We start from the raw sequence: 14,965 nt of genomic DNA on the forward strand, positions 1-14,965 counted from the left end.
CGGGCAGTCATGAAGGATCCGCGACGACGGCGCGTCCGACGACCTCCTTCATGATCTCGTTGGTGCCGCCGTAGATGCGCTGGACGCGGGCGTCGCGCCACATGCGCGCGATGGGGTACTCCTCCATGTAGCCGTAGCCGCCGAACAGTTGCAGGCAGCGGTCGATCACCGAGCACTGCAGGTCGGTGGTCCAGTACTTGGCGGCCGCGGCCTCCTCGGCGGTGAGCTCGCCGTCGACGAGGGCCTGCACGCAGCGGTCGACGTAGACGCGCGCGACGCCGACCTGGGTGTGCACGTCCGCGAGCTCGAACCGGACGGCCTGATGTGAGCCGAGCGGCACGCCGAAGGTGGTGCGCTCCCGGCAGTGCGTGAGGGCGAGGTCGAGGGCCCGCTCCGCGGCGGCGACGGCGAGCACCGCCATCGACAGCCGCTCGCGCGGCAGGTTGCCCAGCACGAGTCGGAGTCCGGCGCCCGGCTCGCCGACGAGGTTTGCGGCGGGCACCCTGCAGCCGTCGAAGAACAGTTCGGCCGTGTCCTGCGCCTTGCGGCCGATCTTGTGCAGCGGGCGGCCGCGGGTGAAGCCGGGGGTGCCGGCCTCCACGGCGAGCAGGCTCATGCCCCGACCGTCGCGCTCCCCGGTGCGGGCCAGGACGAGCACGAGGTCGGCCTGGGCGCCGTTGGTGATGAACGTCTTGGCGCCGTCGAGCACGTACTCGTCGCCGTCGCGGCGCGCGGTGGTGCGGATCGCACGCAGGTCCGACCCGGTGGTGGGCTCGGTCATCGCGATCGCGGGGATCAGCGTGCCCGCGGTGAACCCGGGGAGCCAGCGCGCCCGCTGCTCGGGGGTGGTCAGCTCGATCAGGTACGGCGCGAGGATGTCGTTGCCGAGGGTGAAGCCGTCGCCCGCCGTGCCGGTGGCGACGATCTCCTCGCTCATCACCGCGTTGTAGCGGAAGTCGTCGACGCCGAGTCCGCCGAACTCCTCCGGCGCCTCGAAGCCGAGGAACCCCGCCCGGCCGGCCGCCTCGAAGAACGAGCGGTCCACCAGCCCGGCCTCCTCCCACCGGTCGGTGTGCGGCACGGCCTCGCGCTCGAGGAACTGCCGGAACGCCGAGCGGAAGTCCTCGTGCTCGCGGCCGTAGAGCGTGCGGCGCACGGACGCCTCCTTTACAGCCGGGTTGCGGCGTCGAGGCGCACGACGTCGCCGTTGAGGAGGGTGTTCTCCATGAAGCTCGCCACGAGCTGGGCGAAGTCGCGGGGCGTGCCGAGCCGCTTGGGGAACACGTGCAGGTCGACCAGCGCCGCGCGGCGCTTCTCGTCGACGCCCGCGAGCATCGCGGTGTCCATGATCCCCGGGCAGACCGTCATCACCCGGATCCCCCACAGCGCCAGGTCGCGGGCCAGCGGCAGGGTGAGGGCGACCAGCCCGCCCTTGGAGGCGGAGTAGGCGGCCTGGCCGGCCTGGCCCTCGAGCGCCGCCGCCGACGAGACGTTGACGATCAGGCCGCGCTCGCCCTCGGCCGAGGGCTCGTTGCGCGCCATCACGGCCACCGCGCGGCGCAGCACGTCGAAGCTGCCGAGGAGGTTGACCTCCACCGTCCTGCGGAACACGTCCATCGGGTGCAGCTCGCCCTTGCGCGACAGCACCCGGGCCGCGGGGCTGATGCCCGCGGCGTTCACGCAGACGTCGATGCGGCCGAAGGTGGACGCCGCCCCGTCCACGGCGGCCTCGACCTGGTCGGAGTCGGCCACGTCGACCGGGAAGAACGCGCCCGCGTCGCCGAGCTCCGCCGCGAGCGCGGCGCCGTCCGACGTGGGCAGGTCGAAGATCGCGACGCGGCCGCCGCGCTCGGCCAGGTGCCGCGCGGCACCTGCGCCGAGACCGGAGGCTCCGCCGGTGATCACCGCTACCGAACCGTCGACCAACACGCCGTCCTCCTCGTCGTCACCGGCCGGGCTAGCGAACACTATCAAACGATCGGTAGACTGCTACCGCGGAAACGGGACGAGCAGCGGCGCCCGGGGCGCCGGGACAGGAGCGCGAGCGTGCGCGATGCAGTGATCGTGGAAGCCGTCCGGACGCCGGTGGGGAAGCGAGGCGGCGGGCTGGCCGGGATCCACCCGGCGGACCTGTCGGCCCACGTGCTGGGCAGCCTGGTCGAGCGGACCGGGATCGACCCCGCGGTGGTCGACGACGTCGTCTGGGGCTGCGTGTCCCAGGTGGGGGAGCAGACCTTCGACATCGCCCGCACCGCGCTGCTCGCCGCGGGCTGGCCCGAGACCGTCACCGGGGTCACCGTCGACCGGCAGTGCGGCTCGTCGCAGCAGTCGGTGCACTTCGCCGCGGCCGGCCTCGTCGCGGGCCAGTACGACGTCGTGGTGGCCGGCGGGGTCGAGTCGATGAGCCGGGTGCCGATGGGCAGCTCGATCGGCGACGCCGACCCGTTCGGCCCGCGGTTCATGGCGCGCTACGACGGCGTGTTCCCGAACCAGGGGATCGGCGCGGAGATGATTGCCGAGCAGTGGGGGTTCTCGCGGACGCAGCTCGACGAGTTCTCCCTCGCCAGCCACGAGAAGGCCGCCGCCGCGCAGGACGACGGCCGGTTCGACGCCCAGATCGCCCCGGTGCCCCTGCCGGACGGCACGGTCGTCGCGGAGGACGAGGGCATCCGCCGCGGCGGCAGCGTCGACGGGCTGGCGCAGCTGAAGCCTGCCTTCAAGCCGGGCGGCGTGATCACCGCGGCCAACAGTTCGCAGATCTCCGACGGGTCGGCCGCGCTGCTGATGACCACGTCGGACAAGGCCCGCGAGCTCGGGCTCACCCCGATCGCCCGGGTGCACACGGCCGTGCTGGCGGGCGCTGATCCCGTGATCATGCTGACGGCGCCGATCCCCGCCACGCAGAAGGCGCTGCAGCGCTCGGGTCTGCGGCCGGCCGACATCGGCGCGTACGAGGTCAACGAGGCGTTCGCGCCGGTGCCGCTGGCGTGGCTGCACGACCTCGAGGCGGACCCGAAGGCGCTCAACCCGAACGGCGGCGCGATCGCACTGGGCCACCCCCTCGGCGGGTCCGGTGCCCGGCTGATGACCACGCTCGTGCACCACATGCGCGACAACGGGATCCGCTACGGGCTCCAGACGATGTGCGAGGGCGGCGGGCAGGCCAACGCCACCGTCCTCGAGCTGCTCTGAGCGCGGCGCCGGTCACCAGCCCAGCCATCGCGATGTGGTTCAGCGCCATCTCGCGGGTCCCGGGCGCGGTCTGCAACAGCCGCAGGTACCCGAACCGCTCGAACACCAGGGTCTCGGCGGTGAACCCGCTGCCGCCGAAGGTCTGCAACGCGCGGTCGGCGGCCCGGAGGGCGGCGTCGCAGGAGCCGCCGGACTGAGGCCGCGTGGCTCGCACGCGCGCGGGCCGCGGCGGCGCGCTCACACACCACCTCGAGTGCTCACACACCGATCGCAGTCGGTGTGTGAGCACCACTGCTGGTGTGCGAGCAGGTGGGGGTGACGGCGCCCCGGATCGCCTCACGCACCGGCTGTGGGGCTCGCACACCGGTTGCAGTCGGTGTGTGAGCGCCGTTGCTGGTGTGCGGGCAAGTGGGGGTGAGGCCGACGCGGCCTTGTCGCGTCGATCGCGGCGGTGCTACGTTTCGGCAACCAAACGGCCGGTAGATGAGCCGGTGGATGAGGAGGCGCGCGATGACCGGGCGGGTCGAGGGAAAGGTCGCGTTCATCACCGGGGCGGCGCGGGGGCAGGGGCGCAGCCACGCGGTGCGGTTGGCGCAGGAGGGCGCCGACATCGTCGCGGTCGACGCATGCGCGCCGATCTCGTCGGTGGACAAGTACCCGCTCGCCACCAAGGAGGACCTCGACGACACCGTCGCCGCGGTCGAGGCGCTCGGCAGGCGGATCGTCGCGCGGGTCGCCGACGTGCGCGACGCGGACGGGCTCGGCGCCGCCCTTGAGGAGGGCGTGAGCGAACTCGGCGGCCTCGACATCGTGGTGGCCAACGCGGGCATCGCGAGCTACGGGATGTCCTGGGAGCTCACCGAGGAGATGTGGCAGCAGATGCTGGACGTCAACCTCACCGGCGTCTGGCACACCGCGAAGGCGGCCGTCCCGCACCTGATCTCCCGCGGCGGCGGCTCGATGGTCTTCACCAGCTCGATCGGCGGGCTCAAGGGGATCATGCAGGTGGCCCACTACGTGTCGGCGAAGCACGGGATCGTCGGGCTGATGCGGACGATGGCCAACGAGCTGGCCGGCCACCGGATCCGCGTCAACACCGTGCACCCCACCAACGTCGACACCGACATGATCCAGAACCCGGGCACCTGGGGCATGTTCGCGCCGGGCGACCCCGAGCCCACCCGGGACAAGGCGATGCCCGGTTTCATGTCGCTCAACGCCCTGCCGGTGCCCTGGATCGAGTCGATCGACATCAGCAACGCCGTGCTGTTCCTGGCCAGCGACGAGGCCCGCTTCATCACGGGCGTGACGTTGCCGGTCGACGCGGGAGCGGCGGTCAAGTAGCGGCGCGCGACGTCAGCCGCGGCGCCTCGGTGATCCCGGCCTGCGCGAGCTCCGCGGCGATGCGCTCGCGCAGGCGGAACTTCTGCACCTTGGTGCCCGACATCGGCCACTCGGTCACGAAGCGCACGTAGCGGGGCACCTTGAACGTCGCGATCGCGCCCAGGCAGTGGTCGATCAGCTCCTGCTCGGTGGCGGACGTGCCGGGCCGCAGCTGGACGAACGCCGCCGGCACCTCGCCGAGCCGGGCGTCGGGTGCGGCGACGACCTGCACCACGCCGCAGGCGGGGTGCTCGCCGAGCAGGCCCTCCACCTCGGCAGCGGCGACGTTCTCCCCGCCGACCTTGAGCATGTCCTTGAGGCGGGACCGGAACGAGATCCGGCCGTCGGCGTCGGCGACGGCCATGTCCCCCGAGGTGAACCAGCCGTCGGGGTCGATCCGCTCGGCGGTGAGCTCGGGGTCGCGGTGGTAGCGGACCAGCCGGGAGCCCCCGCGGAACTGCACCTCACCGGGGGTGCCTGCCGGCACCGGGCGGCCGGTCTCGGGGTCGACGACGCGGACCTCCATGTGCCGCAGCGGCTTCCCGCTCGTGGTCGCCCGCGCCTCGGGTGGGTCGTCCGGCGCGCCGATGCAGCAGAACCCGCAGGACTCGGTCATGCCGTAGGACGACATCTGGATCGCGGGGGAGATCCGCTCCTGCATGGAGCGCAGCCGCTCCGGGGCGCCGATGTTGAGGACGATGCGCAGGGCGGACAGGTCGGTGGCCGGGAAGTCCGGGTGCTCGAGCACGGGGAGCCAGATCGTCTCGAACGCCGGGAAGGCGACGGTGCAGCGCTCCTCGGCGAGCTGGCGCAGCGTGGCGCCGGGTTCGGGGACGCCGGCGTGGACCATGCCGCACCTGCCCGCGAGCGCGGCGACGGCGACGTCGTACCCGCCGCAGTGGAACATCGGCAGCGGGGTCCAGAACCGGTCCTTTCGCGTGAGCCCGAGGCGCTCGGCGACGGCCTCGCCCTCCGCGACGAGCGCGGTGCCGTCGAGCACGCAGCCGCGCGGGCGGGACGTCGTGCCGGAGGTGTAGAGGATCAGCGCCGGGTCCTCCGCGCGCACCGCGGCCCGGGCCGTGGCGACGGCGTCGGGGTCGCCCGGCCGGGCGACGAAGCCGGAGCGGGAGAGCCAGCCCGCCGGGGCCGGCCGGTCCGCGTCGAGCGCGACGACGGTGCGCAACATCGGTGCCGTCGGCAGCTGGAGCCGGCCCGGCGTCGCGTCGGCGAGCCCGGGGAGGGCCTCGGCGAGGACCGGCGCGAGCTCGGCGGCGGCGAACACCAGCCGCATGTCGGCGTTCTCGACGATGTAGGCGAGTTCGCCGGGCTTGAGCCGCGGGTTCACCGGCACGGCGACGGCGCCGATGTGCGCGGCGGCCAGCCACGTCGTGATGCTGTCGATCCCGCTCGGCAGGAGGACGCCGACGTGGTCGCCCGGCCGCACGCCCGCTCCCCACAGCGCGCCTGCCAGGTGCGTCGCGGTGGCGGCGAGGGCGGGATAGGTGAGGCGCCCGTCGGGGAACACGACCTCGTGCCCGGGTGCGTCGGCGGCGCGCTGTTCGAGCAGGTCGGGGATGGTGGTGCCGGGCATCGTCGCTGACCCTCCCGTGCGTCTACCAATCGTTTGACAAGCTAACAACGCCGTTCGACGGTGGACAAGCGCGTGGTTGCGCCGCCCGGTTCCCCGTGAGACTCTAAAACGGGCGTTTGGTAGAAAGGATGTCATGCCGAGCTACGACGTCGTGGTGATCGGGGCAGGCGCGGCCGGCCTGACCGCGGGCGCGCTGCTGGCCAAGGAGGGCAAGCGGGTCGTCGTCCTGGATCGCAGCCCCCATCTCGGAGGCCGCGCGCTGGCCGTGCCGGACGAGGGGTTCACGGTCAACCTCGGAGGCCACCTCGTCGAGGACGGCGGATCGGGGCTCACCAAGGTCTTCGAGCACGTCGGCAAGGAGCTGATCCACGGCGAGGTCAGCAGGGAGATGCCGATCTGGGAGAACGGCACGGGGTGGGGGTCGATCCGGGACCGCTACACCGACCGCACCGAGCTCAAGAAGGTCATCAAGGCCCTGGTCGACACCCCGTACGAGGCGCTCGACGACTGGGACGACCGCTCGCTGCGCGAGTGGATCCACCAGCACACCGACGACCAGGGCGTCGTCGACCTGTTCGAGTTCATCTCGGTGCTCGAGTGCATGACCGACAACTGGTACGACCACTCGGCCAGCGACAACCTCTACGTCCGCAAGATGCACTTCGAGGAGCGGGGCACCGCGGCGTACTCGTTCTGGCCGGGGCAGGGCTGGGACGGCATGTGGCGCGACCTCGCCGACGCCATCACCGAGCACGGCGGCGAGCTGCGGCTGGGGACGTCGGTGGAGCGGGTGGTGATCGAGAACGGCCGGGTGGCGGGCGTCGCGATCGGCCGGGAACCGAAGATCATGCCGAACGAGTTCTTCGAGGAGGAGATCCTCGCGGCCCCCGCCGTGATCTCGACGCTCCCGGTGTGGAACGTGCTGAACGTCGTGCCGCGCAGCGCGCTGCCCGAGTGGTACGCCTCCCAGATCGAGTTCCTCGCACAGGACAAGTTCCGCATCGCCTGGCTGGGGCTGTACCTCGCCACCGAGGAGCCGGTCACCCGGTTCGACCCGCGGGAGCTCTCCACCTGGACCGCCACACCGTCCACGGACTGCTCGGGCTTCATGTTCGACCAGTCCGCGATGGACCCGACGTGTTCGCCGCCCGGCACCCACCTGCACGTGATGGGCGCGATCATCCCCGGTGCGAAGGGCCGCGACCGGGAGTGGTGCCGCGCCACCATGGAGGCCTTCGAGCGCGACATCGAGACGATGTGGCCGGGCTTCGCCAAGCCGATCTGGCGGCGGCGGCACCTCGTGTTCGAGCCGTCGTTCGGCGTGATCCAGATGCCCGGGCTCGTCGGGAGGTACCGCCCGCACTGGCGCGCCCCGAACGTCGAGGGGCTGTGGTTCGCCAGCGAGACGTTCCGCAGCCGCGGCATCGGCACCGACCGCGCCGCCCGCGCGGCCCTCACCTGCGTCGAGGACTACCTGGGCACTCGCATCCCCACCTTCGGCGACGGCTGGAGGTATTGAGAAGTGGTCCGAATCGCCTTGCGTAGCGGTGCCGGTGGCGGAACCTCAGACGCCGTCTCGCTCCGGGATCGCCTCCTCATGAACGCCGGTTCACCACGTCGGCGCTGTCCTCGCGAGACGACGCCTGAGAACCCGCGGCGGTGCCGGTGGCGTGCGCGCAAGGACGAGCGGCTCCGCCGCTTGTCGACGATGGGTTCCTACTGATGGAGCGCTTGGAACTGGGCGTCCCCGGGCAGATCATGCCGCCCGCCGACGCGGCCGTGCGGTTCGCGCAGCGCGCGGAGGCCGACGGGTTCGACGCCGTGTGGTGGCCGGACCACCTCATGGGGTGGCACGCCGACACGATGTGGACGCCCGACCTCACCCCGCTGGCCCGGGTGCAGGACAACCCGCACACCTACTTCGACCCGCTGATCATGATGGGCGTGGTCGGCGCGCAGACCGAGCGGGTCAAGGTCGGCGTGGTCGTCACCGACCTGATCCGGCGCAACCCGGCGATGGCGGCCGCGAGCGCGCTCACCCTCGACCACGTCACGAAGGGTCGGGCGATCATCGGCCTGGGCAGCGGCGAGAAGCTCAACGTCACGCCGTACGGGATGTCGTTCGAGAAGCCCGTCGCGCGCCTGTCCGAGGGCATCGACGTCATGCGCCTGTTGTGGGAGGCCGACGGGCCCGTCGACTACCGGGGCACGTTCCACACCCTGGACAAGGCGGTGCTCGGCCTGTCTCCCTACCGCGAGCGCCCGCCGGAGATCTGGACGGCCGCGCACGGGCCGCGGATGCTGCGCCTCACCGGCACGAAGGCCGACGGCTGGCTGCCGACGAAGATGACCGCGGTCGACTACGGCAAGTCGCTCACCGTGATCGAGCAGGCGGCCCAGGACGCCGATCGGGATCCGGCAGGCATCACGCCCGGCATGCTCGGCTACATCCTCATGGGGCCGGACGAGGAGACGGTCCGCCGCCTCACCGAGGCGCCCCTCGTGCGCGCGCTGTGCGTGCTGCTGCCCTCGCAGGTGTTCCGCGACCTCGGTGTCGAGCCGCCGCTGGAGGGCGGCCCGCACGGCTCGGGTTTCCACGACTTCATCCCGACCACCGTCGAGCGCGCCGAGTCGCTGCGGATCATCGAGGCGATCCCGCCGCAGGTGGTGCGGCACTACGCGTTCTGCGGGACGCCCGCCCAGGTCGCCGAGGAGCTGGCCGAGTACCGCGAGAACGGGCTGCGTCACCTGGTGATGTGGAACATCACCGCGTTCGGCGACCCGTCGCTGGCGAAGTGGTCGTTCCAGGCGATGAACGAGCTCAAGGGGCTGCTCGATGGCTGAACCGGCGACCGCTCTCACGGCCGGGCGGCAGGCGGTGGAGGGCTACTTCGCGGCGATCAACTCCGACCGGTTCGCCGCACTGGGCGCGGTGTTCGCACCGGACGTCGAGATCCACACGGTGGGCGCGGAGCCGGTCGTCGGCCGCGCCGCGGCCCTGGCCCACCTCCCCCGGGTGCTGGCGGCGTACTCCGCGCACGACGACGCGGTCACCCGCTGGATCGAGGGCGACGAGGCGATCGTCTGCGAGATCCGGTTCACCGGACGCCTCCGCACGGGGCGGCCGATCGTCTTCGACGCGTTGGACGTGTTCGACCTGCGCGACGGCCGCATCACCAAGGTCGCCACCTGGTACGACACGCGCGCGCTGGCGCGCCAGATCCGCGGATGAGGCGGGCGCTGCGCCGCTGGTGAGCGGCCTTGTTGGTCACGAGGTGTGGTGCTAGTCTCACCACTACCAAACGGCCGTTAGGCGCATGTTCCAAAGGAGGAGCCGTCGTGACTGCACGTGCGGAGATCGAGAACGTCCTGGGTCTGGCGGCCTGGGGGTACGACGAGAACGACGTCGATCTGATCGCGGAGCAGTTCGCGGAGACGGCGACGATGACCATGCAGATCGGGCGGGACGGCGACACGATCGGCCCGTTCGAGGGGCGGGAGGCCATCCGCAAGCTGCACGCCGACTCGCTCGCGGGGCAGACCGACCAGCGCCGGCACAACATCAGCAACCTGGTGGTCCACAAGGAGACCGCTGAGGCGGCCTCCACCACCAGCAACCTCACCCTGCTCTCGGTCGAGAACGGTGCCCTGCGGGTGCTCTCGTCCGGCTGGTACAGCGACGAGCTGGTCAAGCGCGACGGCCGCTGGCAGATCTCCCGGCGGCACATCTACCTGGACCTCCCCTACTGATCGGAAGGTCGACATGGTCAACATCGGCCGGATCCCCGCGAAGTGGGCCACGCTCACGCCCGAGCGGGACGCCATCGTGGACGCCACGTCGGGGCGGCGGATGAACTGGCGCACGCTGGACGAGCGCGTGCGCAGGCTGGCGAACGGGCTGCGCGGCACCGGGGACGGCGGGCTCGGCCTGGCGCAGGGGGACCGGGTCGCGATCCTGTCCAAGAACGCGATCGAGTACCAGGAGCTGTACTACGCCGCGGGCCGGGCCGGGCTCGTCGCGCAGCCGTTGAACTGGCGGTTGGGCACGTCGGAGCTGGCCCGCATCGTCGGCGACGCCGCGCCGAAGGCGCTGGTGACGTCCGACGAGTGGCTCGACACCGCGAAGGAGCTGCAGGCCGCGGTCGACGTCCCGCACTGGCTGCAGTACGGCGAGGGCGGCGACGGCACCTACGAGGACCTCGTCGCGCGCAGCAGCTCCGACGAGCCGGAGTGGTCGAGCCACGTCGGCGACGACGACCCGTTCTTCATCCTCTACACCGGCGGCACCACCGGTGAGTCGAAGGGCGCGCTGCACTCGCACAAGAGCGCCGCGTTCGGCATGTGGAACCAGACCGTGGCCGAGCGGATCGTGCCCACCGACGTCTACATGCTGACCGGGCAGATGTACCACATCCCGGTCGTGCTCTCGATGAACTACATGCGCCACGGCTGCCCGCTGGTGCTGATGAACTTCGAGGCCAGGACGGCGTGCGAGATCATCGAGGTCGAGCGGGTGTCGGCGTTCCTCGGGATCACCACGATGCTGAACTGGATGATGGCCGTCCCCGGCTTCTCGCAGTTCGACCTGTCGAGCCTGCGCAACATCCAGTACGGCGGCGGCCCGATGCCCTCGTCGGTGGTGAAGGCGGCGCTGGACAACTTCCCGTGCACGCTCATCCAGGGCTACGGGCAGACCGAGGGCACCACGATGTGCTTCCTCTCCCAGGAGGATCACGCCGATGCGGTGCGGGGCATCCACCCGGAGCGCCTGCGCTCCTGCGGCCGGGAGGGTTTCGTCACCACGGTGCGGGTCGTCGACCCCGACGGCGTCCCGGTGCCCAAGGACGGGAAGACGGCCGGGCAGGTGATCGTCCGCTCCGAGGCGAACATGCTCGGGTACCTCAACCGGCCCGACCTCACCGCGCAGACGATCCGCGACGGCTGGATGTGGACCGGCGACATCGCCACCTGGGACGCCGACTCGTACGTGTTCATCGTCGACCGCGCCAAGGACATGATCATCTCGGGCGGCGAGAACATCTACTCGGTCCAGGTCGAGGAGGCGGTGAACGCGCACCCGTCGGTGCTCGAGTGCGCCGTGATCGGCGTGCCCGACGACGAGTGGGGCGAGAGCGTCAAGGCGTTCGTCGTGCTCAAGCCGGGTGAGACGGCCACCGACGCCGAGATCATCGAGACGGCGAAGAGCCGGCTCGCCTCCTACCAGAAGCCGCGGTCGGTGGAGTTCGTCGACGCGCTCCCGAAGGCGCCGACGGGCAAGATCCTCAAGCGTGCGCTGCGCGAGCCGTACTGGGCCGATCACGGGCGCAGCGTCTGAGCAGCACGGCCGTGTGGGCTGCCGATCGGGCTGCCTACCAAACGGTAGAGTAGAACGATCATCATTGTGAGGGGCAGGGGGCGATCCGGGTGCGGCAGCCGGCTGGGCGGAGCGCGCGGCGTACGGGTGGGGAGCGCAAGCCGCGCGAGGAGCGCTGGGCGGAGCTGATCGAGGTCGCCACCCAGGTCTTCTACGAGAAGGGCTACGAGGCGGCCTCGCTGCAGGACATCGCCGACCGGCTCGGGATGCTCAAGGGCAGCCTGTACTACTACATCCAGTCCAAGGAAGACCTCCTGTTCGACGTGATCAGCGCCGTGCACCGGGAGGGGCTCTCGGTGATCCAGGCTCGCGCCGACACGGAGGGCGACCCGCTGCAGCGGCTCGAGAACGTGATCGTGGGGCACGTCGAGCACACCTGCCGCAACCTGGTGCCCACCACGGTGTTCCTGCACGAGCTGTCGGCGCTCCCCCCGGAGCGCCGGCAGGAGGTGCTGGGGAGCGAGCACGCCTACCAGGGGGTCTTCCGCGGGCTGATCGAGCTCGCGCAGAAGGAGGGGCTGGTCCGGGCCGACGTCGACCCGCGGCTGGCGGCGTTGTCGGTGCTGGGGGCCACGAACTGGGTCTACCGCTGGTTCCGCCCGGGCGGTGAGTTCACCCCGGAGAAGATCGGTGCCCAGATGGCGGAGATGGTGATCCGCGGGATCGCCAGCGAGAAGGTCCTGTCCGCGCGGGTCGCCGGGCAGGCCTGACCCCGGCTACGACCGGCGGCTCGCGAAACGCGGGGCCTCGGTGATCCCCGCCGCCTCGAGCTCGGCGGCGATCCGTTCCCGCAGCACGTACTTCTTGATCTTCGTGCCGGACATGGGCCACTCGCCGGCGTCGACGAACCGGACGTAGCGCGGCACCCGGTACGTCGCGATCCGGCCGAGGCAGAACTCGATCAGCTCCTCCTCCGTGGCCGTGGCGCCGGGCGCGAGCTGGACGAACGCAGCCGGCACCTCGACGTAGTAGGCGTCGGGCGCACCCACCACGGCCACGACGTCGACGGCGGGGTAGGTGAGCAGATACCCCTCGACCTCGGCCGCGGCCACGTTCTCGCCGCCCACCTTCAGCATGTCCTTCAGCCGGGACAGGAACGTCAGCCTGCCCTCCGGGTCGGCGACGACGAGGTCCCCGCTGTGGAACCAGCCGTCGGCGTCGAACACCTCGGCGGTGCGCTCGGGGTCGCGGAAGTAGCCGTCGAACGCGTTCGGGCCGCGGAACAGCAGCTCGCCGGGGGTGCCGGGCTCCACGTCGGCGCCGGTCTGCGGGTCGACCACCCGGCACCGCATGCCTGGCATCGGGTGCCCGCCGGAGGTGACGCGGGCCTCGAAGGGATCGTCGAGCCGGTTGAGGGTCAGGAACGCCGACGACTCGGTCATCGCCACGCACGACACGTGCACGGCGTGCGGCAGCCGGGAGGCCATGTCGCGCAGGCGCTCGGGGACACCGACCGCCATCACCACGCGGATCCCCGAGAGGTCGAAGCTCGCGAAGTCGGGCCGGTTGAGCACCGGCATCCAGATCGTCTCGAACGCGGCCAGCGCGATCGTCACCCGCTCGTCGCGCAGGTACTCCAGGGTGGTGCCCGGGTCGAAGAACCCGGCGTGCACGAACGGGGCGCCCGCCGCGACGCAGCTCAGCGCGAACGTGATGCCGCCGCCGTGGAACAGCGGGATCGCGGTCCACACGCGGTCGTCCGGGGTGATCCGCATCCGGTCCCCGATGCCCGTGGCGAGCCGGTACAGCGCCTCGTGGCTGAGCATCGCGCCCTTCGGGGCGGCCGTGGTGCCGGAGGTGTAGACGATCACGGCGGTGTCCCGCACCCGCACCGACTCCTGGGCGGCCCACACCTCGGCGTCGGTGGCCTCCGGCGTGCCCGGGTCGTCGCCGTCGTCATCGACGAGCACGACGTGCCGCAGTTCCGGTGCGTCGGCCTCGTCGGGGAACGTCTCGTGCAGGAGCGGGGCGGACGCCGTGTCGGTCACGAGCACCCGCATCCCCGAGTGCGTCACGATCTGGGCGAGCTCCACGTTCTTGAACCGCGCGTTCACCGGCACCGCGATCGCCCCGAGCTTCACCGCGCCGAAGAGGGCGGCGAGCAGGTCGACGGAGGCGGGGAGCAGGATCCCCACCCGATCGCCGGGGCCGACGCCGAACCCGGCCAGCCGGCGGGCGAACCGCTGGGCGCGCGCCGCGAGCTCGGCGTAGGACGCCCTGGCGTCCGGGAAGACGACGGCGTCGGCGTCGGGGCGTTCGGTGGCCCGCCGGTCGAGCAGGTCGCCCAGCGTGGTGGCCTCGATCCACCTAGCCACGGCGCTCGAGCACCGCCTGGTAGGCGGCGGCCTCCTCGGGGTCGGCGGCCTCGAGACCCATGACGGCCCCGAACATCTGCCCGGCGATCCCGACGAAGCAGACGAACGCGACGAGCTCGACGATCTCCTCCTCGGTGAACTCCTCGCGCAGGACGTCGAACTGGGCGTCGCTGATGCCCGCGGGGTCCTCGGCGATCATCTTCGCGAAGGCGACGGCGAGGGACTCGCGTCGATCTGCGGGCTCCGGCGTCCCCGTGCCGAGCGACTCGCAGTAGGCGCACCCGATCTCGCCCGCGGTGGCCCGGCGCAGCGACTCCTTGAGGGCGGGGCTGAGCAGGCCGTGGAAGCGTGCGGCGGCGTCGAGCCGGCCGAACGCCGCGAGGATCTCGGGGCGCCGGCCGAGCACGCGCGCGAGCACGCTGTTGGTGACCGCGTTTCCCGCGGGGTCGACCGGGAGCGGGGCGACTCTGGCCATCGATCCTCCTTCGTCGGCGATCACCGTATCTCGGTGTGGCCACCTGTCAATCGTCCGTTTGGTAGGCTTCCCGCGAGCTGCGTGGTCACCGGCGTTGTGCGGGGAACGGTCCTCCGGCGAACCAGCGCTCGAACGCCCGCCTGCTGCGCGAGTCGACGAGCTCCACGATCGCGCCGTCCGGCATCCGGTGGTAGGTGAAGCCGGAGACGCCGTCGTCCTGCCCGTTGTCGAGGGTCACCAGCAGCCGGGCGCCGAGCTCCGCCATCTGCGTCGACGCCTCGGCCAGGTCGTCGCACCAGAACGCGATGTGGTGGACGGACATGGCGCCGAGCGCCGGATGGCACGGCTGCTCCCACGGTGTGCCGTCGATCGGTTCGATCAGCTCGATGCGGACGGGGCCGTCCGTGCTGAAGGCCATCCGCATCGTCACCGAGAACGGACCGTCCGGGCCGCGGAGGGCGAGGTCGGTCGTCTGGATCGGGGTCCAGTCCGTCGACAGGACCGCGCGGTAGGAGTCGATCGTCGAGACGAGATCGGGCACGACGAACCCCGCGTGGAAGGCGTTTGTCATGTCAACCATCGGCAGCCACGCTAGCCACCAAACGGTCGGTATGTAAAGGTGATGGGGTACTCCT

General features: G+C 71.5%; 14 protein-coding genes and 1 pseudogene. 8 read left to right on the top strand and 7 right to left on the bottom strand.

Going from position 1 to position 14,965, the window contains the following annotated elements; genetic code table 11:
• Positions 1-7: 7 nt before the first annotated feature.
• Positions 8-1,156: an acyl-CoA dehydrogenase family protein gene (locus ACFPL3_RS15225; protein WP_343941702.1), complete on the bottom strand. Its 1,149-nt coding sequence runs from the start codon at positions 1,154-1,156 to the stop codon at positions 8-10.
• An 11-nt stretch (positions 1,157-1,167) separates the two neighbouring features.
• Positions 1,168-1,968, bottom strand: a complete 801-nt coding sequence (locus ACFPL3_RS15230) for an SDR family NAD(P)-dependent oxidoreductase (RefSeq protein ID WP_343941701.1) — start codon at positions 1,966-1,968, stop codon at positions 1,168-1,170.
• A 78-nt stretch (positions 1,969-2,046) separates the two neighbouring features.
• Between ACFPL3_RS15230 and ACFPL3_RS15235 the strand changes: the two genes are divergently transcribed.
• Positions 2,047-3,192, top strand: coding sequence for a thiolase family protein (locus tag ACFPL3_RS15235; protein WP_343941700.1), 1,146 nt, complete (start codon positions 2,047-2,049; stop codon positions 3,190-3,192).
• Positions 3,193-3,226: 34 nt separating this feature from the next.
• Here ACFPL3_RS15235 and ACFPL3_RS15240 read toward each other — a convergent pair.
• A pseudogene (locus ACFPL3_RS15240) lies at positions 3,227-3,556 on the bottom strand (hypothetical protein); the annotation flags it as partial.
• A 146-nt stretch (positions 3,557-3,702) separates the two neighbouring features.
• On the opposite strand from ACFPL3_RS15240, the gene ACFPL3_RS15245 reads away from it, so the two are divergent.
• A complete protein-coding gene (locus ACFPL3_RS15245) occupies positions 3,703-4,536 on the top strand; it encodes a mycofactocin-coupled SDR family oxidoreductase (protein WP_343941699.1) in 834 nt (277 codons plus the stop codon).
• Here the strand turns inward: ACFPL3_RS15245 and ACFPL3_RS15250 are convergent.
• Positions 4,529-6,166 (bottom strand): class I adenylate-forming enzyme family protein, encoded by a 1,638-nt coding sequence (locus ACFPL3_RS15250; RefSeq protein ID WP_343941698.1) that lies wholly within the window; start codon positions 6,164-6,166, stop codon positions 4,529-4,531. The two genes, ACFPL3_RS15245 and ACFPL3_RS15250, sit on opposite strands and share 8 nt — an antisense overlap.
• A gap of 76 nt (positions 6,167-6,242) precedes the next feature.
• Here ACFPL3_RS15250 and ACFPL3_RS15255 point away from each other — a divergent pair, with 76 nt between their 5' ends.
• The 6 genes from ACFPL3_RS15255 (at position 6,243) to ACFPL3_RS15280 (ending at position 12,250) form a co-directional block, all read left to right on the top strand.
• Positions 6,243-7,685, top strand: a complete 1,443-nt coding sequence (locus ACFPL3_RS15255) for a phytoene desaturase family protein (protein WP_343941697.1) — start codon at positions 6,243-6,245, stop codon at positions 7,683-7,685.
• Between the two features lie 203 nt (positions 7,686-7,888).
• A complete protein-coding gene (locus tag ACFPL3_RS15260) occupies positions 7,889-9,010 on the top strand; it encodes an LLM class flavin-dependent oxidoreductase (RefSeq protein ID WP_343941696.1) in 1,122 nt (373 codons plus the stop codon).
• Positions 9,003-9,398, top strand: coding sequence for a nuclear transport factor 2 family protein (locus tag ACFPL3_RS15265; RefSeq protein WP_343941695.1), 396 nt, complete (start codon positions 9,003-9,005; stop codon positions 9,396-9,398). Before ACFPL3_RS15260 ends, ACFPL3_RS15265 begins: the two co-directional genes overlap by 8 nt.
• 107 nt (positions 9,399-9,505) lie before the next feature.
• On the top strand, positions 9,506-9,916 hold the full coding sequence (locus ACFPL3_RS15270; RefSeq protein WP_343941694.1) for a nuclear transport factor 2 family protein: 411 nt from the start codon (positions 9,506-9,508) through the stop codon (positions 9,914-9,916).
• A 13-nt stretch (positions 9,917-9,929) separates the two neighbouring features.
• Positions 9,930-11,501 (top strand): AMP-binding protein, encoded by a 1,572-nt coding sequence (locus tag ACFPL3_RS15275; protein ID WP_343941693.1) that lies wholly within the window; start codon positions 9,930-9,932, stop codon positions 11,499-11,501.
• 89 nt (positions 11,502-11,590) lie between these two features.
• On the top strand, positions 11,591-12,250 hold the full coding sequence (locus ACFPL3_RS15280) for a TetR/AcrR family transcriptional regulator (RefSeq protein WP_343941692.1): 660 nt from the start codon (positions 11,591-11,593) through the stop codon (positions 12,248-12,250).
• A 6-nt stretch (positions 12,251-12,256) separates the two neighbouring features.
• Here ACFPL3_RS15280 and ACFPL3_RS15285 read toward each other — a convergent pair whose 3' ends face one another.
• From ACFPL3_RS15285 to ACFPL3_RS15295, 3 genes are all read right to left on the bottom strand, one after another.
• Positions 12,257-13,855, bottom strand: a complete 1,599-nt coding sequence (locus tag ACFPL3_RS15285) for a class I adenylate-forming enzyme family protein (protein ID WP_343941691.1) — start codon at positions 13,853-13,855, stop codon at positions 12,257-12,259.
• A complete protein-coding gene (locus tag ACFPL3_RS15290) occupies positions 13,848-14,330 on the bottom strand; it encodes a carboxymuconolactone decarboxylase family protein (protein WP_343941690.1) in 483 nt (160 codons plus the stop codon). Before ACFPL3_RS15290 ends, ACFPL3_RS15285 begins: the two co-directional genes overlap by 8 nt.
• Before the next feature lie 85 nt (positions 14,331-14,415).
• Positions 14,416-14,910, bottom strand: coding sequence for a VOC family protein (locus tag ACFPL3_RS15295; protein ID WP_343941689.1), 495 nt, complete (start codon positions 14,908-14,910; stop codon positions 14,416-14,418).
• Between the last annotated feature and the right edge of the window lie 55 nt (positions 14,911-14,965).

The organism is Pseudonocardia zijingensis (genome assembly GCF_042657305.1).
GTDB classification, from domain to species: Bacteria; Actinomycetota; Actinomycetes; order Mycobacteriales; family Pseudonocardiaceae; genus Pseudonocardia; species Pseudonocardia zijingensis.

Bases quoted from the DNA above. Each gene is read 5' to 3' on its own strand.
- ACFPL3_RS15245 (WP_343941699.1), top strand. From the start codon at position 3,703: ATGACCGGGCGGGTCGAGGGAAAGGTCGCGTTCATCACCGGGGCGGCG.
- ACFPL3_RS15260 (WP_343941696.1), top strand. From the start codon at position 7,889: ATGGAGCGCTTGGAACTGGGCGTCCCCGGGCAGATCATGCCGCCCGCC.
- ACFPL3_RS15275 (WP_343941693.1), top strand. From the start codon at position 9,930: ATGGTCAACATCGGCCGGATCCCCGCGAAGTGGGCCACGCTCACGCCC.
- ACFPL3_RS15265 (WP_343941695.1), top strand. From the start codon at position 9,003: ATGGCTGAACCGGCGACCGCTCTCACGGCCGGGCGGCAGGCGGTGGAG.
- ACFPL3_RS15250 (WP_343941698.1), bottom strand. From the start codon at position 6,166: ATGCCCGGCACCACCATCCCCGACCTGCTCGAACAGCGCGCCGCCGAC.
- ACFPL3_RS15290 (WP_343941690.1), bottom strand. From the start codon at position 14,330: ATGGCCAGAGTCGCCCCGCTCCCGGTCGACCCCGCGGGAAACGCGGTC.
- ACFPL3_RS15295 (WP_343941689.1), bottom strand. From the start codon at position 14,910: ATGGTTGACATGACAAACGCCTTCCACGCGGGGTTCGTCGTGCCCGAT.